The 22,320-nt window shown below is 64.8% G+C and carries 23 protein-coding genes and 1 other RNA gene; 15 read left to right on the forward strand and 9 right to left on the reverse strand.

The features are described 5' to 3' along the window. The first annotated feature begins 7 nt into the window (after positions 1–7). The 4 genes from BI343_RS11050 to BI343_RS11065 all read left to right on the forward strand — a co-directional run bounded on the left by BI343_RS11050 (position 8) and on the right by BI343_RS11065 (position 1,352). The gene (locus BI343_RS11050) at positions 8–217 is read left to right on the forward strand and encodes a hypothetical protein (RefSeq protein WP_043622343.1); all 210 of its coding nucleotides are present in this window, start codon (positions 8–10) and stop codon (positions 215–217) included. After that, positions 214–525 carry a cell division protein ZapA gene (locus tag BI343_RS11055; RefSeq protein WP_043622345.1) on the forward strand — a complete coding sequence of 104 codons (312 nt, stop codon included), beginning with the start codon at positions 214–216 and terminating at the stop codon, positions 523–525. The genes BI343_RS11050 and BI343_RS11055 overlap by 4 nt, the downstream gene beginning before the upstream one ends. A 27-nt stretch (positions 526–552) precedes the next feature. Next, a non-coding RNA gene (gene ssrS / locus BI343_RS11060) (6S RNA) lies at positions 553–735 on the forward strand. A 5-nt stretch (positions 736–740) separates the two neighbouring features. Further along, positions 741–1,352: a 5-formyltetrahydrofolate cyclo-ligase gene (locus tag BI343_RS11065; protein WP_244886627.1), complete on the forward strand. Its 612-nt coding sequence runs from the start codon at positions 741–743 to the stop codon at positions 1,350–1,352. Positions 1,353–1,362: 10 nt separating this feature from the next. Here the strand turns inward: BI343_RS11065 and BI343_RS11070 are convergent, their stop codons facing one another. Next, complete coding sequence (locus BI343_RS11070; RefSeq protein WP_071109725.1) at positions 1,363–2,916, reverse strand: POT-type proton-dependent oligopeptide transporter; 1,554 nt, start codon at positions 2,914–2,916, stop codon at positions 1,363–1,365. 183 nt (positions 2,917–3,099) lie between these two features. Here BI343_RS11070 and BI343_RS11075 point away from each other — a divergent pair, with 183 nt between their 5' ends. Next, positions 3,100–3,372: a DUF1294 domain-containing protein gene (locus BI343_RS11075; protein ID WP_083340953.1), complete on the forward strand. Its 273-nt coding sequence runs from the start codon at positions 3,100–3,102 to the stop codon at positions 3,370–3,372. Positions 3,373–3,381: 9 nt separating this feature from the next. Here BI343_RS11075 and BI343_RS20025 read toward each other — a convergent pair whose 3' ends face one another. Further along, positions 3,382–3,534 carry a hypothetical protein gene (locus BI343_RS20025; protein WP_169829007.1) on the reverse strand — a complete coding sequence of 51 codons (153 nt, stop codon included), beginning with the start codon at positions 3,532–3,534 and terminating at the stop codon, positions 3,382–3,384. A gap of 128 nt (positions 3,535–3,662) precedes the next feature. Here BI343_RS20025 and BI343_RS11080 point away from each other — a divergent pair, with 128 nt between their 5' ends. The 6 genes from BI343_RS11080 (at position 3,663) to holA (ending at position 9,789) form a co-directional block, all read left to right on the forward strand. Continuing rightward, positions 3,663–4,121 (forward strand): EVE domain-containing protein, encoded by a 459-nt coding sequence (locus BI343_RS11080; protein WP_043622355.1) that lies wholly within the window; start codon positions 3,663–3,665, stop codon positions 4,119–4,121. Continuing rightward, positions 4,121–4,930 (forward strand): sulfite exporter TauE/SafE family protein, encoded by an 810-nt coding sequence (locus BI343_RS11085; protein WP_071109726.1) that lies wholly within the window; start codon positions 4,121–4,123, stop codon positions 4,928–4,930. The genes BI343_RS11080 and BI343_RS11085 overlap by 1 nt, the downstream gene beginning before the upstream one ends. 67 nt (positions 4,931–4,997) lie before the next feature. Next, positions 4,998–5,387, forward strand: coding sequence for a hypothetical protein (locus tag BI343_RS11090; protein ID WP_139165711.1), 390 nt, complete (start codon positions 4,998–5,000; stop codon positions 5,385–5,387). 162 nt (positions 5,388–5,549) lie between these two features. Continuing rightward, positions 5,550–8,168 (forward strand): leucine--tRNA ligase, encoded by a 2,619-nt coding sequence (gene leuS, locus BI343_RS11095; RefSeq protein ID WP_071109728.1) that lies wholly within the window; start codon positions 5,550–5,552, stop codon positions 8,166–8,168. 81 nt (positions 8,169–8,249) lie between these two features. After that, complete coding sequence (locus tag BI343_RS11100; protein ID WP_083340912.1) at positions 8,250–8,804, forward strand: LPS-assembly lipoprotein LptE; 555 nt, start codon at positions 8,250–8,252, stop codon at positions 8,802–8,804. Beyond that, positions 8,785–9,789, forward strand: a complete 1,005-nt coding sequence (gene holA, locus BI343_RS11105; protein ID WP_071109730.1) for a DNA polymerase III subunit delta — start codon at positions 8,785–8,787, stop codon at positions 9,787–9,789. The genes BI343_RS11100 and holA overlap by 20 nt, the downstream gene beginning before the upstream one ends. A gap of 300 nt (positions 9,790–10,089) precedes the next feature. On the opposite strand, the gene BI343_RS11110 is transcribed toward holA, so the two are convergent. Continuing rightward, positions 10,090–11,277, reverse strand: a complete 1,188-nt coding sequence (locus BI343_RS11110; protein ID WP_071109731.1) for an MFS transporter — start codon at positions 11,275–11,277, stop codon at positions 10,090–10,092. Positions 11,278–11,588: 311 nt separating this feature from the next. On the opposite strand from BI343_RS11110, the gene BI343_RS11115 reads away from it, so the two are divergent. Continuing rightward, on the forward strand, positions 11,589–12,560 hold the full coding sequence (locus BI343_RS11115; RefSeq protein ID WP_280513333.1) for a LysR family transcriptional regulator: 972 nt from the start codon (positions 11,589–11,591) through the stop codon (positions 12,558–12,560). Positions 12,561–12,741: 181 nt separating this feature from the next. Here the strand turns inward: BI343_RS11115 and rlmH are convergent, their stop codons facing one another. From rlmH to BI343_RS11135, 4 genes are all read right to left on the reverse strand, one after another. After that, positions 12,742–13,212, reverse strand: a complete 471-nt coding sequence (gene rlmH / locus BI343_RS11120; RefSeq protein WP_043622389.1) for a 23S rRNA (pseudouridine(1915)-N(3))-methyltransferase RlmH — start codon at positions 13,210–13,212, stop codon at positions 12,742–12,744. Positions 13,213–13,274: 62 nt separating this feature from the next. Then, positions 13,275–13,643, reverse strand: coding sequence for a ribosome silencing factor (rsfS, locus tag BI343_RS11125; RefSeq protein WP_011134073.1), 369 nt, complete (start codon positions 13,641–13,643; stop codon positions 13,275–13,277). Positions 13,644–13,719: 76 nt separating this feature from the next. Next, positions 13,720–14,358 (reverse strand): nicotinate-nucleotide adenylyltransferase, encoded by a 639-nt coding sequence (gene nadD, locus BI343_RS11130; protein WP_071109732.1) that lies wholly within the window; start codon positions 14,356–14,358, stop codon positions 13,720–13,722. Beyond that, positions 14,355–14,942 carry a beta-class carbonic anhydrase gene (locus BI343_RS11135; protein ID WP_071109733.1) on the reverse strand — a complete coding sequence of 196 codons (588 nt, stop codon included), beginning with the start codon at positions 14,940–14,942 and terminating at the stop codon, positions 14,355–14,357. The genes nadD and BI343_RS11135 overlap by 4 nt, the downstream gene beginning before the upstream one ends. 309 nt (positions 14,943–15,251) lie before the next feature. On the opposite strand from BI343_RS11135, the gene BI343_RS11140 reads away from it, so the two are divergent. Further along, on the forward strand, positions 15,252–15,812 hold the full coding sequence (locus tag BI343_RS11140; RefSeq protein WP_071110007.1) for an acetate uptake transporter: 561 nt from the start codon (positions 15,252–15,254) through the stop codon (positions 15,810–15,812). A gap of 55 nt (positions 15,813–15,867) precedes the next feature. Here the strand turns inward: BI343_RS11140 and BI343_RS11145 are convergent, their stop codons facing one another. Together BI343_RS11145 and BI343_RS11150 are read right to left on the reverse strand one after the other, a co-directional pair. Beyond that, positions 15,868–16,623 (reverse strand): hypothetical protein, encoded by a 756-nt coding sequence (locus tag BI343_RS11145; RefSeq protein ID WP_071109734.1) that lies wholly within the window; start codon positions 16,621–16,623, stop codon positions 15,868–15,870. 20 nt (positions 16,624–16,643) lie between these two features. After that, positions 16,644–17,630 carry a DUF2804 domain-containing protein gene (locus tag BI343_RS11150; RefSeq protein WP_071109735.1) on the reverse strand — a complete coding sequence of 329 codons (987 nt, stop codon included), beginning with the start codon at positions 17,628–17,630 and terminating at the stop codon, positions 16,644–16,646. A gap of 138 nt (positions 17,631–17,768) precedes the next feature. Between BI343_RS11150 and BI343_RS11155 the strand changes: the two genes are divergently transcribed. Continuing rightward, on the forward strand, positions 17,769–19,214 hold the full coding sequence (locus BI343_RS11155; protein WP_244886629.1) for a M48 family metalloprotease: 1,446 nt from the start codon (positions 17,769–17,771) through the stop codon (positions 19,212–19,214). A 297-nt stretch (positions 19,215–19,511) separates the two neighbouring features. Further along, positions 19,512–22,175, forward strand: a complete 2,664-nt coding sequence (aceE, locus tag BI343_RS11160; RefSeq protein ID WP_071109736.1) for a pyruvate dehydrogenase (acetyl-transferring), homodimeric type — start codon at positions 19,512–19,514, stop codon at positions 22,173–22,175. Positions 22,176–22,320: the final 145 nt, after the last annotated feature.

Here is a 22,320-nt window from a genome sequence, read left to right on the forward strand (position 1 = left end):
CGCCGCCATGGACAATGAACTGGAATATCTCGAATCCCGCGTCGCGGCGCTGGTTGGCCGCATTCGGGAGCTGGAAACCCAGAACGGCCGTTTCGCCGAGGCGCTGTCCGAAGCGCTGAAGGAAAACGCCGAGCTGCATTTCCGCGTCAATGAAACCCGCAACCGGGTGGCCGCGCTGGTGGCGCGCCTGCCGGCTGCGCCGGAGGATGAGCAATGAGCGACGTGGTTCAGGTCGACATCGAACTGCTGGGACGCCATTTCACCATCGGCACCCCGGAAGGCGAGCAGGAAACCCTGCGTGAGGCGGTGCGTTTGCTGGAAGGCAAGATCGCCACCATCCAGCAGCATGGCAAGGTGATGGACGCCGACAAGATCGCCATCATGGCCGCGCTGAACATCGCCCATGACCTGCTGAAAACAAAAGTGGGAGAAGGCTTGGAGATGGCGGCGTTTCAGCGTAAAATACGCGGCATGAGCGAAGCCGCTGACGAGGCGCTTCGCCAGAGTCAACAGCCGCTGTTCTGACAAGGCGGCGCGCACTACAGGTCAGTTTATCCCCTGCGGTGTTCGTGACGGCACACAATTCCTTTGTACCAATGCGTTCGCTTTTGGTTGCCAGCGTGAGACATGGGCGAGACGCGTCCCTTGCGGATGCGCCCGAAATGTCTGGCAGGCGGCCCCTCCTGGAAACAGGGTACAAGCGAATTTAGCCCGAACGGCACTCGCGGGGGTCTCCCCTCATGACCTCGTCCACCACTGCAATGACTTCCATCGACAAGCAGGCGCTCAGGCGCCGGGTTCGTCGCGCCCGCATGGCCCTGCCGCCCGCGTATCGCGCCGCCGCCGCCCGCGCCATCGCGCGCCACGCCTCGCGCCTGTTGCAGCGCGGCAAGCGCATAGGCGGCTATCTGGCCGCCGGCTCCGAGCTGGATCTTTCCGAGTTGCTGAATGCCGCGCTGTGGCGCAACGGGCAGGTCTATCTGCCGCAGATTCCGCGTCGCGGCCGCCGGCTGTGGTTTACCCGGCTGGGCGCGGCCGATCGCTGGTATCGGCATCCGCGCTATCGCATCTTGGAATACGCTGGACCGCGCCTGCGCGCCGAGCGGTTGGACGTGATCTTCGTGCCTTTGCTCGCGGTGGACCGCGACGGTTATCGCATGGGGCAGGGCGGCGGCTTCTACGACGCCACCCTGGCTTTTCGCCGCCGCCATCCGCAGAGCGGCCGGCCTTTGCTGGTGGGCGTGGCTTTCGATTGCCAATTGGTGGACGCGGTGCCGCGCGAAGCGTGGGATGTGCGGCTGGATTGCTTGTTGACCGAATCCGGCCTGCGGCGGCTGCCGCTGGCCGGATAGCTCAAGCCGGTCAGGCCGCTCGGTAGTGGCTGACTTCGCGGTAGCGGCGCGCGTACAGGCCAAACAGCCCCGCCGCCAGCAGCGCGATGCCGGCGAAGAAGAACATCAGGAAGGCTTCCAGGCTCAGGCCGCTGGCCGCCACGGTGCTCTTCATCGCGGCGCTGGCCACGCCGGCATTGATCAGCAGCACCCACAGGTTGCCGACGGTGGTGGACAGGCCCCAGAAGCTCATCAGCGTGCCCTTCATCGACAGCGGCGCCTGGCTATAGGCAAACTCCAGGCCCGTGGCCGAAACCAGCACCTCGCCCATGGTCAGCAAAGCGTAGGGCAGAATCTGCCAGGCGATGGACAAGGCGTTGCCGCCGTCAATCTGTAGCTGCATCATGCCCACGACAATCCAGGCCAGCGCGCTGAATACGATGCCGGCGGTCATGCGGCGCAGCGCGGTGGGCTCCAGGCCGAAGCGGCGCAGCGCAGGGTACAACACCAGATTGTTGAACGGGATCAGCAGCATCACCAGCGCCGGGTTCAGTGCCTGCATCTGCGACGGCGCGAACCAATCCGGCTTGCTCATGAAGCCGGCCTGGATCACCCAGGTGGAGGCTTTCTGGTCGAACAGCGACCAGAACGGCGTCACCAGCGAGAAGATGATCAGGATGCGCAGCACCGAGCGCACCCCCTCTATCGCCTCTTCCGGATGCAGCGTTCGCACCGCTTCCAGCTGCCAGCGGGCGGCCAGGCTGGCGCCGGCCATCACCAAGACGAAGGCCAGGCAGAAACCCGCCACCAGGCCCAGTTCCAGATTGAAGCTGCACCACGCGGCCAGCGCCACGCTGGCGGCGAACAGCCAGCCGCCGCGGCGGCCGTTGGCCGGCGTCAGGATGGCAGACTTCACCACCTGCCAGAACGAGTGCGGATCTTTGGGCGCAGGCGGCAGGATCACGTAATGCTTGCGGCCCAGCCAGAAGATGACCAGCGCGATGAACATCAGCGCGCCCGGTATGCCGAAAGCCACCGACGGGCCGTAGGACTTCAGGAAGATAGGCATAAACAGCGAGGCGAACAGCGAGCCGAAATTGATGATCCAGTAGAAGGAATCGAACACGATCTTGGCCAGATGCTTGTTCGATTCATCGAACTGATCGCCGCAGAACGATGACACGCAGGGCTTGATGCCGCCCGATCCTATGGCGATCAGCGCCAGGCCGGCGTAGAAGCCGTTCAGGTTGTTCTCGAACAGCGCCAGGCAGGCGTGGCCCACGCAATACAGCGCGCTGAAAATGATGATGGTGTTGTACTTGCCCCAGAGGCGGTCGGCCAGCCAGCCGCCCAAGAGCGGGAAGAAATACACCCCGATCATGAAGTTGTGGAAGATGTGCTTGGCCTCGCCGGCGCGCATGTCTTCCGGCAGATACAGCAGCAGCGAGGTGGTGAGGAAGGCGGTGAGGATGTTGCGCATGCCGTAGAAGCTGAAGCGCTCGCAGCCCTCGTTGCCGATAATGTAGGCGATCTGGCGCGGCATGGCGCCGCTGCCGGCAGGCGCCTGCGTCGTGACAGTGGTCATGGGACGGTTTCTCCCGAGTCGGTTGAACGTGCAAGGCCCCGGACTCGCCGGGGCATCATTGTTGTGCGGACCATGATAACGGCGGCGCGGCGCGCTTCTGTTGGGAATCTGGTAAACGGCAGTTACAAAATTCGGATGTTTTGCCGTTGAGCGGACGCAATCGGATTTGGCATGGAGGAGGAAATGAAAATGGCCGTATATAGCTGGCTGATGGCGGCCAGTTTGCTGACGTTCATCGTCTATTGGCGCGACAAGCGCGCCGCGCGGACCGGGGCTTGGCGCACGCCGGAGGCGACGCTGTTGCTGCTGGGCCTGGCGGGAGGCTGGCCTGGCGCTTGGCTGGCCCGGCACGGCCTGCGGCATAAGACGCGCAAGCAGCCGTTCCGCGCGCTGTTCTGGCTCAGCGTATTGGCCAATCTGGCGCTGTCGTGGTGGCTCTGGCGCGCATTGGCCTAAACCATGGCATCAGCGCCAACCAGAATGCGGACCGTAGTAGTACGCCGGCGTCACCGGCACCACCACGGCCGGCCGCGCCACAACCGGCGCGACGCGCGGCGGTTCCACCACGCAGCCGCCGAGGCTGCCTGTCAGGGCGATGGCGAGTATCCAAGTCTTCATTTTCACGCTCTCCCGAATCGACAGATAGGGCAAAAAACTGTCCTGCTGAACCCGGCATACGGGCCAATCTTTCCAGTAAGATTGAGCAAGTCTTTCCCTTTCCCCTCAGCGATTAACAGATATTGTCCATGCGCTATTGGCTGATGAAGTCCGAACCGGACGAAACCTCGATCGACCACCTGGCCGCCGAACCCGCGCGGCTGTTCGAATGGACTGGCGTGCGCAATTACCAGGCGCGCAACTTCATGCGCGACGAGATGCGGCCCGGCGATCTCGTGTTGTTCTGGCACTCGTCCTGCCCGGAGCCGGGCATCGCCGGCCTGGCTGAAGTGGCCGCGCCGGCGCATCCGGACTCCAGCCAGTTCGACCCTGAAAGCCCCTATCACGACCCAAAATCCGATCCGGCCCAGCCGCGCTGGTTGTGCGTGGACGTGCGCTTCGTCAAGAAGACGCGGCTGGTGTCCCCGGCCGAGCTGCGCCAGCACCCGCCGCTGGAAGGCATGACCGTGCTCAAGCGCGGCAACCGCCTGTCCATCACGCCGGTGACGGCGGAGGAGTGGGACTATCTGATGCGCGAGGTGTTGTAATGCTGATGCTGCCCTTGATCGCCGCGTTGCTGGCCTGCGGCGCGGTGGCCGGTTTTCTGGCCGGCCTGCTCGGCGTCGGCGGCGGCCTGGTCATCGTGCCGGTGGTGTTGGCTGTGTTGTCGGCCGCGCATCTGGGCGGCGAGCACGCCCAGCACCTGGCGGTAGGCACTTCCTTGGCGGTGATGGTGTTCACCAGCGCGTCCAGCGTGCGCGCGCACCACAAGAAGGGCGCGGTGGATTGGCGCATCGTGCGCGGCATGGCGGCGGCGATGGTGGCGGGCACGCTGCTGGGCAGCTTGATCGCCGGCTGGATTTCCGGCCTGGCGCTGCGCTGGTTCTTCGTCGTCTATGCCTACGCCGTGGCGGCGCAGATGCTGATCGGCCGTCAGCCTAAAGGCGGGCGTGAGATGCCGGGCTGGGCCGGCCAGGGCGCCGCAGGAAGCCTCATCGGCATGATTTCCAGCTGGGTGGGCATAGGCGGCGGCTCGATGAGCGTGCCCTTCATGACGTGGTGCAATGTGCCGGTGCATACCGCCATCGCCACCAGCGCGGCGCTGGGCTGGCCGATCGCTGTTTCCGGCGCGGTCGGCTATGTGTACAGCGGCTGGGGCGCGCCGGGATTGCCGCCCGGCGCAGTCGGTTTCGTTTACCTGCCGGCTATGCTGGCGCTGATGCTGATGACGGTGCTGTTGGCGCCGCTGGGCGCGCGTGCGGCGCACCGGCTGCCGGTGCCAAAATTGAAAAAAGCTTTCGCCGTGCTGATGGCGGCGATGGCCAGCGAAATGCTGTACAGCCTGCTGCGCGGATGAGGCCTGCTGCAACCTTGTCCGTTTGCCGGTGGTCGAACTCGTTTGACTGACAGTGAAAGGACGACGCGTGTTGAAAAGCGTGATGGTGTGCGTGGCGGGGCTGCTGGCGGCCGCGCCGGTGGCCTTCGCCTACAGCGACGAGGCCAGGTTGCCCTTCGCCGGCCAGCCGGGCGAGCTGCCGCTGGAGGTGGCGCTGCGCTTCGCCAAGAACCGTCTGGGCGAGGACGGCCGTTTCGAGTACGCCGCGCTGAAGGTGGTCCAGACCAGCCAGCCGGAGGCCTTCGACCGGGCCAGCATCACGCTGATCCGCGAGGGGCTGATGGACGATAGCGTCCAGGGTGTGCGCCAGCGCTTCGAGCTCAGCCGCGAGGACAGCGTCTGGACGCTGCGCGCGGTGACCGAGGACTTCTCCTGCAAGCGCGGGCGCAAGGGCTGGGGGCTCAAGCCCTGCCCCTGAGGCGGCGCGCGCCAAGCAATTGTTTTTTGGGTCTTATCGCCGACGCGAAGACGCCGTTATAATGGGGCAATCATTTTGCGGACGGGCTGACCGGATGCATGCGCGCAGATCGCGCTCCGGGCAGCCCGCCTTTTGTATTTCAGAGTCCAGACAAAGATCGCCATGCAAGAACAATACAGCCCGAGCGCGGTGGAAGCCGCCGCCCAACAGAAATGGCAGAAGACTGCCGCCTTCAAGGCCGTGGAAGACGCGTCGCGTCCCAAGTACTACGCGCTGTCGATGTTCCCGTACCCGTCCGGCAAGCTGCACATGGGCCACGTGCGCAACTACACCATCACCGACGTGCTGGCCCGCTTCAAGCGCCTGCAGGGCTTCAACGTGCTGCAGCCGATGGGCTGGGACGCCTTCGGCCTGCCGGCCGAAAATGCGGCGATGAAGAACGGCGGCGCGCCGGCGGCGTGGACCTACGCCAACATCGAATACATGAAAACCCAGCTGGACAGCCTGGGCTTCGCCCTGGATTGGGAGCGCGAGCTGGCCACCTGCAAGCCGGACTACTACCGCTGGGAGCAGTGGCTGTTCACCCGCCTGTTCGAGAAGGGCGTGATCTACAAGAAGAACGGCGTGGTCAACTGGGACCCGGTGGACCAGACCGTGCTGGCCAACGAGCAAGTGGTGGACGGCCGCGGCTGGCGCTCCGGCGCGCTGGTGGAAAAGCGCGAAATCCCGATGTACTACTTCCGCATCACCGACTACGCCGAGCAGCTGCTGGCGGACCTGGACAAGCTGGACGGCTGGCCGGAGCAGGTCAAGACCATGCAGCGCAACTGGATCGGCAAGAGCTTCGGTTCCGACGTGGTGTTCCCGTACGACGAGGCCAGCATCGGCCATAAGGGCGAACTGAAGGTCTACACCACGCGTCCGGACACGCTGATGGGCGCCACCTACGTCGCCGTCGCCGCCGAACACCCGCTGGCCACCCAAGCCGCGGCCGGCAATGCCGAGCTGCAGGCCTTCATCGCTGAATGCAAGGCCGGCTCGGTGGCCGAGGCCGACATGGCCAAGATGGAAAAGAAGGGCATGGACACCGGCCTGTTCGTGATCCACCCGCTGACCGGCGAACGCTTGCCGGTATGGGTGGCCAATTACGTGCTGTGGGGCTACGGCGAAGGCGCGGTGATGGCCGTGCCGGCGCACGACGAGCGCGATTTCGAGTTCGCCAACAAATACCAGCTGCCGATCAAGCAGGTGATCGCGCTGGTATCCGGCGACGGCGAGTACGACGCCGCCAACTGGCAGGAGTGGTACGGCGCCAAGGATGACACCGTGAAGACGGTCCATTCCGGCAAGTACGACGGTCTGGGCTACCAAGCCGCCTTCGACGCCATCATCAGCGACCTGCAAGCCAAGAGCCTGGGCCAGAAGAAAACCCAGTACCGCCTGCGCGACTGGGGTATCTCCCGTCAGCGTTACTGGGGCTGCCCGATCCCGATCATCCACTGCGCCAGCTGCGGCGACGTGCCGGTGCCGGAAAAAGACCTGCCGGTGACGCTGCCGGAAAACGTGATTCCGGACGGCGCCGGCTCGCCGCTGGCCAAGATGCCGGAATTCTACGAAACCAGCTGCCCGAAGTGCGGCGGCGCGGCCAAGCGCGAAACCGACACCATGGACACCTTCGTGGAGTCCAGCTGGTACTACGCCCGCTACGCCTCTCCGAAGTGCGACACCGCGATGGTGGACAAGCAGGCCGCCGATTACTGGCTGCAAGTCGACCAATACGTGGGCGGCATCGAACACGCGATCCTGCACCTGCTGTATGCGCGCTTCTTCCACAAGCTGATGCGCGACGAAGGCCTGGTGTCGTCGGACGAGCCGTTCAAGAGCCTGCTGACCCAGGGCATGGTGGTGTGCGAGACCTTCTACCGCGACCTGCCCAACGGCACCAAGGACTGGATCGCGCCGCAGGACGTCATCCTGGAACGCGACGCCAAGGGCAAGATCATCGCCGCCAAGCATCGCGTCGACGGCCAGCCGGTGGTAGTGGGCGGCATCGAGAAGATGTCCAAGTCCAAGAACAACGGCGTCGATCCGCAGGAGTTCATCGAGAAATACGGCGCCGACACCGCGCGCCTGTTCATGATGTTCGCCGCGCCGCCGGAGCAGAGCCTGGAATGGTCCGACGCCGGCGTGGAAGGCGCGTTCCGCTTCCTGAAGCGCCTGTGGAAAACCGCGCGCGAGCACATCGCCGCCGGCGTGGTGGCGCCGTATAGCGCGGGCGAGCTGAACGCCAGCCAGAAGGAGCTGCGCTTCAAGCTGCACGGCACCATCCAGAAAGTGGCCGACGACTACGGCCGCCGCCAGCAGTTCAACACCGCCATCGCCGCGGTGATGGAGCTGTTGAACGCCTATGACAAGGCCGACACTGCCGGCGACATCGGCCGCGCCGTGGCGCAGGAAGTGCTGGAAGCCGCCACGCTGCTGCTGTCGCCCATCGTGCCGCACGTCTGCGACGGCATCTGGAGCGCGCTGAAGCCGGGCACCGAGCTGCTGGCGCAAGCCTGGCCCAAGGTGGACGAGGCCGCGCTGGTGAAGAGCGAGATCGAGCTGATGGTGCAGGTGTGCGGCAAGCTGCGCGGCAGCGTGACTGTGGCCGCCGATGCCGCCAAGGACGCGATCGAAGCCGCCGCGCTGGCGCATGAGAACGTGATCAAGTTCATGGAAGGCAAGCCGGCCAAGAAGATCATCGTGGTGCCGGGCCGCCTGGTGAACATCGTCGTTTAATCCTATCCTGACGCGCGGCGCGGGGCAGCCAGGCTGTCCCGCGCCGTTTTGACTGGCGGCCATCCGCCATGGGGGAATACCATGAAAAACATGCTGCAACTGGCCCTGTTCGCCGGCTTCGCCTTGCTGCTGACCGCCTGCGGCTTCCATCTGCGCGGCCTGGGGGGAACGATGAAGCCGCTGCCGTTCTCCACGCTGTATCTGGAGGCCGGCGGCAAGTCGATCGAATCCGACCTGCGCACCGTGCTGGCGCGCCAGCCCAAGCTGGCCGTGCTGGACCAGGCCAAGGGCGCGCAAGCGGTGCTGAGCGTGGTAGGCGAGAACCAGTCCAAGGACATTCTCACCATCAATACCGGCGGCCGCATCAACGAGTATCAGTTGACCTACACCGTCACGGTGCGCGTGGTGCTGAACGGCGTGCCGCTGGAGCCGGACATGACGGCGACCGTTCGCCGCAGCCTCAACTACTCGGATAACCAGGTGTTGGGCAAGCAGCAGGAAGAAGACCTGCTGTGGGCCGACGCGCGGCGCGACGCGACCGAGCAGATCGTGCGTCGTCTGGCTTATCTGAAGGTTCCCGCCGCCGCGCCGGCCGGCGCGCAAAGCGTGAAGCCCGATGCCGTCACTCAGCCCTGACGCGCTGAACGCGGCGCTGTCCAAGGGGCTGGCGCCGCTGTATCTGGTGCATGGCGAGGAAGCGCTGCTGGCGCTGGAGGCGGCCGACGCCGTGCGCCAGGCGGCCCAGGCCGCAGGCTATCTTGAGCGCGAGGTGCTGACGGTGGAGGCCGGTTTCGACTGGTCGCAACTGACCGACTCCATGTCCAGCGTGTCGCTGTTCGCCTCGTTGAAACTGCTGGAAATCCGCATTCCCGGCGGCAAGCCGGGCACCGAGGGCGCGGAGGCCTTGCAGCGCCTGGCCGCTGATCCGCCGCAGGACACGGTGACCCTGATCACTCTGCCCAAGCTGGACAAGGCGCAGCAGCAGAGCAAGTGGTTCACCGCGCTGGACAAGATCGCCCAGATGGTGGAGGCGCGCCCGGTGGGCCGCGCCGAGCTTCCCGGTTGGATCTCCCGCCGGCTGAAGGCCCAGGGTCAGCAGCTTGGCGCGGAGGCGTTGGAGTTCTTTGTCGAGCGGGTGGAGGGCAACCTGCTGGCCGCCCGCCAGGAAGTGGATAAGCTGGCTTTGCTCTATCCCAAGGGTGAGCTGAGCCTGGCCGATCTGCAGGCGGCGGTGGCCAATGTCGCCCGCTTCGACGTGTTCCAGCTGTCCGAGGCCTGGCTGTCCGGCGACACGCCCAGGCTGACGCGCATGCTGGACGGCCTGATGGCCGAAGGCGAGGCGCCGGTGCTGGTGTTGTGGTCGCTGGCCGAGGATGTGCGCATGCTGCTGAAGCTGCGCCAGGGCCTGAAAGACGGCCGCCAGCCGCGCGACATGGCGCGCGAACTGAGGCTGTGGGGCGAGAAGCAAAAGCTGGCCGAACCGGCGCTGCGCCGCATCGGCCCGCGCAAGCTGATGGACGCCTTGTCCGAATGCGCGCGCATCGACCGCCAGATCAAGGGCGTGGAGCCGGGCGAGCCTTGGCAGACCATGCGGGCGCTGGCCACCCGGCTGGCCGCCTGAGCCTATGCCGTTGATAAGGACGGGCCGCAGATTCGGCCCGTTTTTTACGCCCTGGCGAGGCGTGCGCCTAGGGGCTGTTGACATTTGCTGAGCGGTCGCGCCTGGAGGCATTTTGCGCCGAATCGAGGCGTTTCGCGCGCCGCATAGTCATTCTCTGCCAGCGCGGAACAACGAAGAGTCGGCGCGAAAGGCGCCCGGCCCTGCGGGTTTGGCCGCTTTGGGCCGGAGGCCGCGTTGCCCAGTCCTTGCATAGAATGACTATGCGTCGGACTGCGCGCCTTGCCTCCGGCCCAAATCGGCTCAAACGCGATCCGCGCAGCAAACGTCAACAGCCCCTCGAGCGGCGCGAGCATGCAGTACTCCAAGCGTAGCCAGCAAGGTCAAGGCCGCCAGCGCCGCGGCGAGTAGGCTGAGCCGCGCCAACGATCCGCCTTGATCCAGCAGCCAGCCGGCCAGCCAGGCCCCCAGCGCGTTGCCCAGATTGAAGGCGCCGACATTGAAGGTGGAGGCGCGGGCGGCGGCCGGCCCCGCCAGACGGATGACCAGCGCCTGCAACAACATGCACAAGGCAAACGCCATGCTTCCCCATGTCGCCATCAGCAGCAGGGCCAGGCCTAGCCACTCGGCGAGCAGATAAAAGCCGAGCAGGCTGGCGCATAGCAGCAGCAACGTCAGTACCAGGCCGCGGCTCAGGTTCCAGTCGGTCAAGCGGCCGCCCAGCCAACCCCCCAACACCAAACCCATTCCGCACAACAGCAAGACCGGGCTGGCGTATGCCTGCGGCAAGCCGCTGATCTGGTTCAATACGGGCAGCAGATAGGTGAAAAAGGCAAACATGCTGCTGGCGGCGAGCACACTGCATAACAGCGCGAACCAAACCACGCCCGGCAAGCGCGGTGGTTTGGCAGCGCTTGCCGGGCTGCCGGATTGTGCCGGGACCTGCCAGCCAATCAGCAACAGCGTGACGATGCCGAGCGCCATCACCGCGGCGAAGGATGCGCGCCAGCCGCTGACTTGACCAATCAGCGTGCCGGCCGGCACCCCCAGCACATTGGCCAGGGTCATGCCGGAAAACATCAGCGCCATCGCCCGCCCGGCCATGCCGGGCGGAGCCAGCCGCGCCGCCATCACCGCGGCCGTGCCGATGAAGCTGGCGTGGCAAAAGGCAGTCAGCACCCGCGCCAGCAATAAAGGCATCAGGCTGGGCGCGAGCAGGCAGGCGAGATTGCCGGCGACGAAAATCGACATCAAGCCCATCAGCGCCCGTTTTTCCTCCAAGCGGGCGATGAGGCCGGCCAATACGGGTCCGCCCGCCACGACGCCCAAAGCGTAGGCCGATACCAGATAGCCGGCGCGGGACAGCGGGATGTGCAGATCGGCCGCCATGATGGGCAGCAGACCCATGATGATGAATTCGGAGGTGCCGATGGCAAAGGCGGCGACGGCCAGCGTCAACAGGGCGGGGCTGAGTAAGCGGGGGGAAGGCATGGCGAGTCCTGTCAATGATGGGATGCGCTAGGGGCTGTTGACGTTTGGTGAGTGGATCGCGTTTGCGCCGATTTGGGCCGGAAGCAAGGCGCACAGTCCGACGCATAGTCATTCTATGCAAGGGCTGGGCAACGCGGCTTCCGGCCCAAAGCGGCCAAACCCGCAGGGCCGGGCACCTTTCGCGCCGACTCTTCGTTGTTCCGCGCTGGCAGAGAATGACTATGCGGCGCGCGAAACGCCTCGATTCGGCGCAAAACGCATCCCGGCGCGACCGCTCACCAAACGTCAACAGCCCCTAGCCTAAACCCCGCATGGCGCAGGAAACAGGTGGCCAGCCCTCCGCACTGTCCGGAGCCATTTGTCATGAATGGCGCTACACTGCCCGCAATGGAAAGGAGGACGCGGTGTTGGCTTCATTGAGTGATTTATCGGTTTTCATCGCGGTGGCGGAGCAAGGCAGCTTTGTCGGCGCGGGAAGGCTACTGGGGGTTTCCGCGTCGGCGGTGGGTAAGCGCATCAGTCGCTTGGAAAGGGAAATGGGCATGCGCTTATTGCAGCGCAGCACTCGCGCGCAGGCCCTGACTGCGGAAGGAGAAACGGTATTGCGCCGCGGCCGGAGCATGCTGGCGGAGGCTGAAGCGATGCGCGCGGAGCTGGAGCGCGCCAGCCGCCTGCCGGGAGGCGTATTGCGGCTCAGCCTGCCGCCTATCGGCGGCGTGTTGATCGAGCCTCTGGCGGCGTTCCAGCTGCACTACCCCGATATCGCGTTGGAGCTGGATTACAGCGAGCGCAATGTCGACCTGATCGAGGAGGGCTTCGATGCGGTGATCCGGGTTGGCGAGGAGGATGACAGTAAGCTGCGCAGCCTGTCGCTGGCGGGGTTTCGCCGGCTGATCGTGGCCGCGCCGAGCTACCTGGCGCGCTATGGCCTCCCTGATCATCCCAAGCAGTTGGCGCAACATCGGCTGATCCACTACCGCTCGCCCAATAGCGGCAAACTGGAAACCTGGCCCTTGGTCGATGCGGATCTGCCGCGCGCGCTGGTGTGCAATAGCGTGCATGCGCGGCTGGAGTTTGTTCTGCAAGGGCAAGGCATTGCTTGTCTGCCGGACGTTTCCATTCAGCGGGAGCTGGGCGATGGCAGCTTGCTGCCCTTATTGAACAGCGAAAGCGGCGAGCTTGTGCCATTGCGGCTGCTTTGGCCATCATCGCGCGGAGTTTCGGCCCGGTTGGCGGTGTTTCTGGACTTTATGCGGCAGCAGGCTGCATCAATCTGTGCATAAGTTTTGGATATTGCCATTGCTGTGGGTAAGTTGGCATCGACTGATGATGCCCATTGCTGCCATCCGCATCGCTTAAGCAGCAGCCGCTTGATGATTGGCCAGGCCTTCGCTGCCGATCTGGCGCTGTTCGGCCAAATGAGTTCGGCAATGCCGCGCCTGAGGAGCGCGGCTGTTGGGCGGCCTACTCGCGGTGATACGGATGGTTGTTGAGTATGGAGTAGGCGCGGTAGATCTGTTCGGCCAGCATCACCCGCACCATGCCGTGCGGCAGGGTCATTGCGGACAGCTGCAGCAGCACGTCGGCGCGCTGTTTCAGTTCGGTCGACAGGCCGTCGGCGCCGCCGATGACGAACACCACGTCGTCGCCGCCCGCCATCCATTCCTTCAGACCTTCCGCCAGCTTGACCGAGGTCCAGTTCTTGCCGCGCTCGTCCATCACCACCAGCCGCGCGCGCGGCGGGATGGCGGCCATCAGCCGTTCGTGTTCGGCGGCGATGCCTTTCTCGGCGGTGACGCCGCCGCCGCGTTTCTCCGGCTTGATCTCTTTCAGCTCAAGGCTGATGTCGCGGCCGAATCGCTTGGCGTAGTCGGAATAGGCTTCATCGACCCAGCGCGGCATCTTGGTGCCGACGGCGAGTATGGTGATTTTCATCGGGAAGGGCTTGTGCGAATGGAGAAACAAGGGCGGGCCTGATGCCCGCCCGGAGGGTCAGCTTAGACGGCAGACCACGGCTTGGCCGCGCCGACGGCGAAGCTGGGCTTCTGGCCGCCCCACAGCGCTTCGATGTCGTAGTAGTCGCGCACGGCGGGCAGCATCACATGCACCACCACGTCGCCGGCATCCACCAGCACCCATTCGCCGCTTTCGTGGCCTTCGCTGCCGACGATGTCCACGCCGGCTTCCTTCAGTTTCACTTGCACGCTGTTGGCCAGCGCCTTCACCTGGCGGTTGGAATCGCCGGTGGCGACGATCATGCGCTGGAACAGCGAGGTGAGTTTGCTGGTATCCAGCTCGATGATGTCCTTGCCCTTGATGTCTTCCAGGGCTTCGATAGCCAGTTTGCTGATTTCTTGAATTTCCATAAGTCCTTTTCCTGTGCCGGTACTTAGCAGGCACAGGCCGGCAAGAGGTACCAAAAAGAGCGGGTAGGGCGGCGCCTTACCGGTATAGCCCCTGCCGGCGGATGTAGGCCAGCACGGCGGGGTCGATCAGGCCGTCCACCGCTTCGTCCGCGGCCAGCATCGCCCTCAGGCGGGTGGCGGACAGATCGAGCGGCGGCAGGGCCAGGGGCCGGATTGTACCGGAAGCTGTTCGATTTGAAAAATCATGGACTTGCCGAGTGCGCCACTCGTCCAGCACTGGCGGCGGCAGCTGGTCCGGATCGAAGCCGGGGCGCAGGGCGACGGCCAGGTTGGCCAGGGCGAACAGCTCGCGCCACGCCTTCCAGCTGGACAGCTGGGCCAGCGAGTCGCCGCCGATCAGGAACCATAGCTCGGCGGCCGGGCCGAGCTCGGCGCGCAGCTCGCGCAGGGTTTCCACGGTATAGGCGGCGCGAGGACGGCGGATTTCGCGGTCGTCGGCGCGCAGCGCCGGCTCGCCGGCGACGGCGAGGCGCACCATTTCCAAGCGCTCGGCCGGGCTGGCGCGGGGGCCGCTGTCGCGGTGATAGGGTTGCCCGGCAGGGATCAGCCGGACTTCATCGAGCTGCAATTCCGCGGCGAAGGCCCGCGCCATGCGCAGATGGGCATGGTGGATGGGGTCGAACGTGCCGCCAAAAATGCCGATGCGCGGATTCATGCGGCGGGCGCCACCTCTTCGGCATCGCCGTAACCGTTGACGATCACTTCCAGCCGGCCGGTGGACGGGTGGATCACCATGCCGTGTACCGGGACGTCCTTGGGTATCAAGGGGTGGTTGCGTATGGTCTGCACGGTGTGGCGCACGCTGTCGGATACGTTGTCGAAGCCCTTGAGCCAGGTGTCCAGGTCGATGCCGGCCGCGCGCAGCGTGGCGATGGTGTCTTCGCTGATGCCGCGCTCCTGGGCGCTGGCCAGGATGGTGTTCGGATCGATGGCGCGCATGCCGCAGTCGCGATGCGCCACCACGCAGATTTCCTCGGCGCGCAGCTCGTATACGGCGACGATCAGGCTGCGCATGACCGAACCCCACGGATGGGTGATCAGCGCGCCGGCGTTCTTGATCAGCTTGGCGTCGCCGTTCTTCAGGCCCATGGCCTTGGGCAGCAGCTCCACCAGGCGGGCATCCATGCAGGCCAGGATGGCCAGGCCTTTGCCGGGAAACTTGTCGGTTTTGTATTGCTCGTACTCGCGGCTTTCCACGAAAGCGCGGTTGTGTTCGAGCAGGGTATTCAGTCGGTCCATGCTGTCTATATTCCTGTGCGGATGACGTGTACGGGACGTATTCACGTTCATTCTCCCGCCTTGCTTCAGGGAAAACAAAGGTCAATACGCCCTGGTGCTTTTACTCCATTCCGGGCGGCATGCTATCACCAGTCGGCAAAGTCGGGACAGAAATTCGCAGCAGGCGGGTCTGTTCGGGGGCGGGACCATGCGATGGCGGGCTGGCGCACTAATTATACAGAGTTTGATGAATCTCCTTGCCGTAGCCGGTGGGCTTGCCTAGAATCGCGCCTCCTTAAATATTAATGCTTGCTTATTTTGGAGCGCTTTGTGAACGAGAAATTGGCCAACCCGGCCCCGCTGGGCCTGATGGGCTTCGGCATGACCACCATTCTTTTGAATATCCATAACGCCGGCTTTTATCCGATCAGCGCCATGATCCTGGCGATGGGCCTGTGCTATGGCGGCGTGGCGCAGATCATCGCCGGCATCATGGAATTCCGCCGCGGCAATACTTTCGGCGTGACCGCCTTCCTGTCTTACGGCTTGTTCTGGCTGAGCCTGGTTGTGCTGCTGGTGCTGCCCAAGATGGGTCTGGCCGATGCCACCCCGGAAGGCTATATGGCCTGGTATCTGTTGCTGTGGGGCGTGTTCACGCTGTTCATGCTGCTGGGCACCGTCCATTACCCGCGCGTGAAGCAGTTCGTGTTCGCCTCGCTGACCGTTCTGTTCTTCCTGCTGGCGGCGCGCGACTTCACCAGCAGCGCCGTGATCGGCATGATCGCCGGCTTCGAAGGCATCGTCTGCGGCGCCAGCGCCATCTATTTGGCGATGGCTACTGTGCTGAACGAACAGCACGGCCGCACCGTGCTGCCCATCGGCGCGCGCTGATTTGAGTCTGTCGGTCTCGAACCGCCCCGCAGGCGCCAGCCGCGGGGCGTTTTCTTTAACAGCGATGGCGTCCCAGCCACATCAATACGATTTGCACCAGCACCGCCAAGGCCAGCGCGCTGCCGAAGGCCAAGGGCGTAGGCAACGCGCCTAAAGCCAGGGCGAGGGCGATGCAGAACGCGACAAAGGCATAAAAGCCGCGCACCATGCCGCGCAGTAGCCGAATGGTGACGGCGGGGCCGGCGCTGATGTGGCTGAACACCGCCAGCACCGAACCCAGCACCGGAAACACCGCCAACAGGCCGCTGAGGCTGGGACCTAATCGGGATGACAGGCCGGTGATGGCAAGCACCAGGGCGGCTCCGGCCAGCATGCGGGCCGCCATGCCGGCATGGCGCGGCGGCCGATCAGGCGCATTGGGCGGCGCGGGAAAGCATTTGTCGGCCAGCGGCAGAAAAAGGAGACCGAAAACGGCGCATTGCCAACCGGACGGCTGCGCCCAGTGGCTTAACGCCACCGCCAGCGAGTAAGCCGCCAAACCAGCCAGCAAGCTGAGCGGCCATGACTGGTTTCGCGCCGCCCAGCTATACGCGATGCCGAACACCAGATTGGCGCTGGTGCCCAGCGCGGCGGCGAGAGAGGCCTCCCGGACGAAGGCGACATCCTGCTCCAGGCTCAGAATCAGCAAAATGGAGCCGGTGATCACCGGAAAGCCGGCCAGCGCGCCGGCCACGCCCGGTCCCCATTTCTTGGCCGCGAGGCTGATGAGCCAGATCAGCGCGGGGACCAGCAGCAATTTCAGCAACAGCATATGGTTTCCTGCGGGCCGCGCTACCAGCGCGACACATGATCCTCGGTCACGCCGACCAGCTCCCGCACCGGGTGGCGCTCGCCGCTGTCGGGGTCGATCAGCGTGCCGTTGAAACGGCCTATCGGCTGCACGTAGCGGCTGGCGGCGATGAGCAGGTTCTTGTCTTCGCGCCGCGCGCCTTCCGGCGTGAACGTCAGATCGACCACGCCGTCCGCGCTGGCGACGCGCCACGGCGCCAGCGGATCGTTTGGCTGGTAATCGAACGAGGCGGCGCCGACGCGGAAGAGTTTGCCATGCAGCCACACGGCGTTTTCGGCGTCGCCCATGAAGCCCTGCTGCAGATTGAAGCCGATGTTTCTGCCGTGCGCGCTGGCCCAGCGCCAGCGCGTCTCGCGCGCCAGCAGCCCGTTGGAATAGTCCAGCGAGGCCACCGCGCCCGCCAGGTCGAAGCGGCCGCCGGCGCAGCGCGCTTCGCCGCTCACCGCCAGGCCGCCGCTCTTGTGCGTGCTGTGCGCCAGATAGTTGGCCGGCGCGATGGCGGCCAGCACCGGCGGCGCGGCGCTCAAGTCGACGACGGCGTCCAGCGTCAGTTTGCGGCTGCTTAGGCTCAGCCGCAGCGCGTCGCCGTCGCGTTGGAAGCGGAAGTCGTGGCCGGGCAGGCGGAAGCGGGCATGGCCGAACACGCGGTCGTCCACCTGCGCGCCGAGGCCGGGCAGGCCGTTGGCGCTGGCGGCGGCGGTGACCTGGCGCCGGCGGCGGTCAAACAAATAGGCGAAGGCGGTGCCGTTCCAGCCGACATCGACGATGGCGAAGCCGATGAAAAAGTCGGCATGCGCCAGCGCGGCGTATTGCCAGCGCTTGTGGTGCAGCGGGCGGGTCAGCCGTTGGCGGGGCGTCAGGGCCAGCGCCTGCCAGCTCAGATCGTCGACTATGCCTTGATAGACGCCGAAAGCGGGGCGGCCGGGGGCATCGAGCAGGCGCGGCGGCGCGGCGGGCAGCAGGGTCATGGCGGTTGGCAGGCAGTGAGGACGAATCGAGTCTAGCCGGAATCCTTTCGTCATGAACAGGGGCGAACAACAAATGTTTAGCAATGCGCACAACTTGTCCAATGCAACTTTCATGGCTTCCCGGCTATCATAGGGTCCATGATGAAACGTCGCCTGTTGTGTGCGCTGCTGGCCTCGATCCTGGCGCAGCCGCTGTCCGTCCGCGCCGATCTGCCCGATCTGGGCGAAGTCTCCGATGCCTCCCTCTCTCTGTCCGATGAGTCGCGCATCGGCCGCAACGCCCTGCGCGCGATGCGCGAGGCCGGCGATGTGTTGGACGACCCGGAAATCAACAGTTATCTGAACGACATCGGCGGGAAGTTGTCCGCCTCGGTGTCGCTGCAAGGCGTGCGCTTCACTTATTTCTGCGTCGCGGATACCGGCATCAACGCTTTCGCGATGCCCGGCGGCTACGTGGGGGTCAATATCGGCTTGATCCTGGCCACGCAGAGCGAGGGCGAGCTGGCCGGCGTGCTTGGCCATGAAACCGCTCACGTCGCCCAGCGCCATATCGCCCGGATGCAGGCCGCCAACAGCGCCACCAGTCCCTTGCTGTTGCTCGGCACCATCGTCGCCGCCGCGCTGGCGGCCAAGGCCGGCAGCGGCGAGGGCGCCATGGGCGCGGTATCGGCCGGCATGGGTTTGTCGATTTCCCGCCAGTTGGCGTTCTCGCGCGATTTCGAACGCGAAGCCGACCGCATCGGCATGCAGTACATGAGCAACGCCGGCTACGACGTGCGCAATATGGCCTCGTTCTTCCAGCGCCTGGAGCAGGCCAGCCGATACACCGACAGCGCGGCCTACGCCTTCCTGCGCACCCACCCGGTGACGGTGGAGCGGATCAGCGAGGCGCAGAACCGCGCGCTGGATTATCCGGTGAAGATGCGCGCCGACAGCACCGACTACCTGCTGGTGCGCGAGAAGCTGCGCAACCTGACCATGACGCCGGAGGAGGCGGTGGCGTATTACAACAGCACGCTGAGCCGCGGGCTGTACCTCAGTGAAGGCGCCAACTGGTATGGCTTGGCGCGGGCCAAGCTGCAGCAGCACGACCGCGCAGGCGCGCGCGAGGCGCTGGCCAAGGCCCGCGCCAAGCTGCCGAATAACCCGATGCTGTACGGCTTGGAAGTGGAGATCGCCCGCGACGGCAGCGACTGGGCCGGGGCGGCCAAGGCGGCGCGCGCCGGCCTGGAAGCCTTCCCGCGCAATGCGGCCCTGCAGCTGGCGCAGCTGGATGTGGCGCTGGACAGCGGCGACCGCAAGACGGCGCAGGCGCTGCTGCGCCCGCTGCTGGACAGCAAGCGCGACGATCCGGCGCTGTATCGGCGCGAGGCCAAGCTGTACGCAGACAAAGATCCGCTGCGCTACCACGCCGCGCTGGGCAATGCTTTCTATTACGAACAGCGTTACAACGCGGCGATGGAGCAGTATCAGCTGGCCAGCAAGGCCAAGGGCGATGATTTCTATCTGCGCTCCATGGTGGATGCCCGCCTGCGCGAAGTGGCGCCGCTGGCCAAGGAAGAACGCAAGGCTGACCGCAATTGAAACAAATGTTTCAAATTCGCGCGAGTTATCGCAAAAAAACAACATGATGCGTTGCACCATCGATTGTTTTTGCGACTTCCTGCTGTCATCGGTCGTTACGCCTATTCCTTTACGAATGTAACCAGTCGTACACTGGCGTAGTCTCGCAATATCAATTCGCAAATGAACATTTTTATTTGCGAATCTGTTCGTTTATAATCGCAAATCAAATAATTGGCTCGGTTTCGAGCCGATTGCATAAACGCGGGGCCGGCACCACGACGCGGTCCCCGATGTCACCCGCTGTGAGGACCAGAGATGGCTGCAACTTTCCCTGACGATATCGATCCGTTGGAAACCCAGGAGTGGACTGAAGCGCTGGAATCGGTGCTGGACAACGAAGGCGCAGAACGCGCGCACTTCCTGCTGGAAAAAATGGTCGAGCGCACCCGCCGTCGCGGTGCCCACCTGCCGTTCGACGCTACCACCGCGTATCAGAACACCATCCCGGTCGGCAAAGAAGTCAAGTCGCCGGGCAACCACGAGATGGAGCATCGCATCCGCTCGATCAACCGCTGGAACGCCGCCGCCATGGTGCTGCGCGCCGGCAAGAAGGATCTGGAGCTGGGCGGCCACATCGCATCGTTCCAATCTTCCGCCACGCTGTACGACGTCGGCTTCAACCACTTCTGGCGCGCCCAGAACGACGAGCAAGACGGCGATCTGATCTATTTCCAAGGCCACATCGCGCCGGGCGTGTACGCCCGCGCCTTCATGGAAGGCCGCCTGACCGCCGAGCAAATGGATAGCTTCCGCCAGGAAGTGGACGGCAAGGGCCTGTCCTCGTATCCGCACCCGTGGCTGATGAAGGACTTCTGGCAGTTCCCGACCGTTTCCATGGGCCTGGGCCCGCTGATGGCCATCTACCAAGCCCGCTTCCTGAAGTACCTGGAAAGCCGCGGCCTGGCCAAGACCCATGGCCGCAAGGTGTGGTGCTTCTGCGGCGACGGCGAAATGGACGAGCCGGAATCGCTGGGCGCCATCGCCATGGCCGCGCGCGAAGGCCTGGACAATCTGGTGTTCGTGATCAACTGCAACCTGCAGCGTCTGGACGGCCCGGTGCGCGGTAACGGCAAGATCATCCAGGAACTGGAAGGCGACTTCCGCGGTTCCGGCTGGAACGTGCTGAAAGTGATCTGGGGCTCCCGTTGGGACCCGCTGCTGGCCATGGACACCAAGGGCCTGCTGAAGAAGCGCATGGACGAGTGCGTGGACGGCGACTACCAGACCTTCAAGTCCAAGGACGGCGCTTACGTTCGCGAACACTTCTTCGGCAAGTACCCGGAGCTGCGCGAAATGGTGGCCAATATGTCCGACGAAGAGATCTGGAATCTCAACCGCGGCGGCCACGACCCGCATAAGGTGTACGCGGCTTACCACGAAGCCACCCACAACGCCAACGGCCGTCCGACCGTGATCCTGGCCAAGACCATCAAGGGTTACGGCATGGGCGCGTCCGGCGAGGCGATGAACATCGCTCACCAGGCCAAGAAGATGGACCTGGACAGCCTGCGCAAATTCCGCGACCGCTTCGGCATCCCGGTGTCCGATGAAGAGCTGCCGAACGTGCCGTACTACCTGCCGCCGGAAGACAGTCCGGAAATGAAGTACATGCGCGAACGCCGCGCCCAGCTTGGCGGCTACCTGCCGGCCCGCAAGCCGGTGAAGACCGTTCTGGAAGTGCCGCCGCTGTCGGTGTTCGACGGCCAGCTGCAATCGTCAGGCGAGCGCGAGTACTCCACCACCATGGCCTTCGTGCGCATGCTGGGCACGCTGCTGAAGGACAAGAACATCGGCAAGCGCATCGTGCCCATCGTGCCGGACGAGTCCCGCACTTTCGGCATGGAAGGCATGTTCCGCCAGTACGGCATCTGGTCCACCCAGGGCCAGAATTACGTGCCGCAGGACGCCGACCAGCTGATGTTCTACAAGGAATCCAAGGACGGCCAGATCCTGCAGGAAGGCATCAACGAGCCGGGCGCCATGGCCGACTGGATCGCCGCGGCGACCAGCTACGCCAACAGCAGCCAGCCGATGATTCCGTTCTACATCTACTACTCGATGTTCGGCTTCCAGCGCATCGGCGACCTGGCCTGGGCGGCAGGCGACATGCGCGCCCGCGGCTTCCTGCTGGGCGGCACCGCCGGCCGCACCACGCTTAACGGTGAAGGCCTGCAGCATGAAGACGGCCACAGCCACATCCAGGCCGGCCTGATCCCGAACTGCATCAGCTATGACCCGACTTTCGCCTACGAGCTGGCGGTGATCGTGCAGGACGGCCTGCGCCGCATGTACGCGGAGCAGGAAGACGTCTTCTACTACCTGACCCTGATGAACGAAAACTACGCCCACCCGGCCATGCCGGCAGGCGCGGAAGAGGGCATCCTGAAGGGCATGTACCTGCTGCAGGACGGCGGCGATGCCAAGGTCAAGGTGCAGCTGATGGGTTCCGGCACCATCCTGCGCGAAGTGATGGCCGCGGCCGAACTGCTGAAGAACGACTTCGGCATCGGCGCCGACATCTGGAGCGTGACCTCCTTCAACCAGCTGCGCCGCGACGGCATGGAAGCCGAGCGCCACAACTTGCTGAACCCGACCGCCGAGGCCCGCGTCTCCTACGTCGAACAGCAGCTGGCTGGCCGCTCCGGCCCGGTGGTTGCCGCAACCGACTACATCCGCAACTACGCCGACCAGATCCGCGCCTACGTGCCGGGCCGCTATGTCGTGCTGGGCACCGACGGTTTCGGCCGCTCGGACAGCCGCGCCAACCTGCGCTCCTTCTTCGAAGTCGACCGCTACCACGTGGCGCTGGCGGCCCTGTCCGCCCTGGCCCGCGACGGCAAGATCGAAGGCGCCAAGGTGGCCGAGGCCATCGCCAAGTACGGCATCAAGACCGACAAGCTGCCGAGCTGGAAGGTGTAACGGTAGGGCGGAAGCCCCGGCATGACTGAGCGAGGCAAGCGAAGCGTCGCGAAGGAATACGGGGCGTTCCGCCTTTACTATGGCAAGCGAATCTGTAGCGGATATCCGGCGGAACGCCCCGAGAGGGGCTTCCGCCCTACGAATG

Source organism: Chromobacterium amazonense, assembly GCF_001855565.1.
Classification (GTDB): domain Bacteria; phylum Pseudomonadota; class Gammaproteobacteria; order Burkholderiales; family Chromobacteriaceae; genus Chromobacterium; species Chromobacterium amazonense.

Bases quoted from the DNA above. Each gene is read 5' to 3' on its own strand.
- BI343_RS11065 (WP_244886627.1), top strand. From the start codon at position 741: ATGACCTCGTCCACCACTGCAATGACTTCCATCGACAAGCAGGCGCTC.
- BI343_RS11070 (WP_071109725.1), bottom strand. From the start codon at position 2,916: ATGACCACTGTCACGACGCAGGCGCCTGCCGGCAGCGGCGCCATGCCG.
- BI343_RS11115 (WP_280513333.1), top strand. From the start codon at position 11,589: ATGGCGCAGGAAACAGGTGGCCAGCCCTCCGCACTGTCCGGAGCCATT.
- BI343_RS11085 (WP_071109726.1), top strand. From the start codon at position 4,121: ATGCTGATGCTGCCCTTGATCGCCGCGTTGCTGGCCTGCGGCGCGGTG.
- BI343_RS11155 (WP_244886629.1), top strand. From the start codon at position 17,769: ATGATGAAACGTCGCCTGTTGTGTGCGCTGCTGGCCTCGATCCTGGCG.
- BI343_RS11075 (WP_083340953.1), top strand. From the start codon at position 3,100: ATGAAAATGGCCGTATATAGCTGGCTGATGGCGGCCAGTTTGCTGACG.
- BI343_RS11080 (WP_043622355.1), top strand. From the start codon at position 3,663: ATGCGCTATTGGCTGATGAAGTCCGAACCGGACGAAACCTCGATCGAC.
- aceE (WP_071109736.1), top strand. From the start codon at position 19,512: ATGGCTGCAACTTTCCCTGACGATATCGATCCGTTGGAAACCCAGGAG.
- BI343_RS11050 (WP_043622343.1), top strand. From the start codon at position 8: ATGGACAATGAACTGGAATATCTCGAATCCCGCGTCGCGGCGCTGGTT.
- leuS (WP_071109728.1), top strand. From the start codon at position 5,550: ATGCAAGAACAATACAGCCCGAGCGCGGTGGAAGCCGCCGCCCAACAG.
- BI343_RS11135 (WP_071109733.1), bottom strand. From the start codon at position 14,942: ATGGACCGACTGAATACCCTGCTCGAACACAACCGCGCTTTCGTGGAA.
- BI343_RS11055 (WP_043622345.1), top strand. From the start codon at position 214: ATGAGCGACGTGGTTCAGGTCGACATCGAACTGCTGGGACGCCATTTC.
- nadD (WP_071109732.1), bottom strand. From the start codon at position 14,358: ATGAATCCGCGCATCGGCATTTTTGGCGGCACGTTCGACCCCATCCAC.
- BI343_RS11100 (WP_083340912.1), top strand. From the start codon at position 8,250: ATGAAAAACATGCTGCAACTGGCCCTGTTCGCCGGCTTCGCCTTGCTG.
- rlmH (WP_043622389.1), bottom strand. From the start codon at position 13,212: ATGAAAATCACCATACTCGCCGTCGGCACCAAGATGCCGCGCTGGGTC.
- BI343_RS11110 (WP_071109731.1), bottom strand. From the start codon at position 11,277: ATGCCTTCCCCCCGCTTACTCAGCCCCGCCCTGTTGACGCTGGCCGTC.
- BI343_RS20025 (WP_169829007.1), bottom strand. From the start codon at position 3,534: ATGAAGACTTGGATACTCGCCATCGCCCTGACAGGCAGCCTCGGCGGC.
- holA (WP_071109730.1), top strand. From the start codon at position 8,785: ATGCCGTCACTCAGCCCTGACGCGCTGAACGCGGCGCTGTCCAAGGGG.
- BI343_RS11150 (WP_071109735.1), bottom strand. From the start codon at position 17,630: ATGACCCTGCTGCCCGCCGCGCCGCCGCGCCTGCTCGATGCCCCCGGC.
- rsfS (WP_011134073.1), bottom strand. From the start codon at position 13,643: ATGGAAATTCAAGAAATCAGCAAACTGGCTATCGAAGCCCTGGAAGAC.
- BI343_RS11145 (WP_071109734.1), bottom strand. From the start codon at position 16,623: ATGCTGTTGCTGAAATTGCTGCTGGTCCCCGCGCTGATCTGGCTCATC.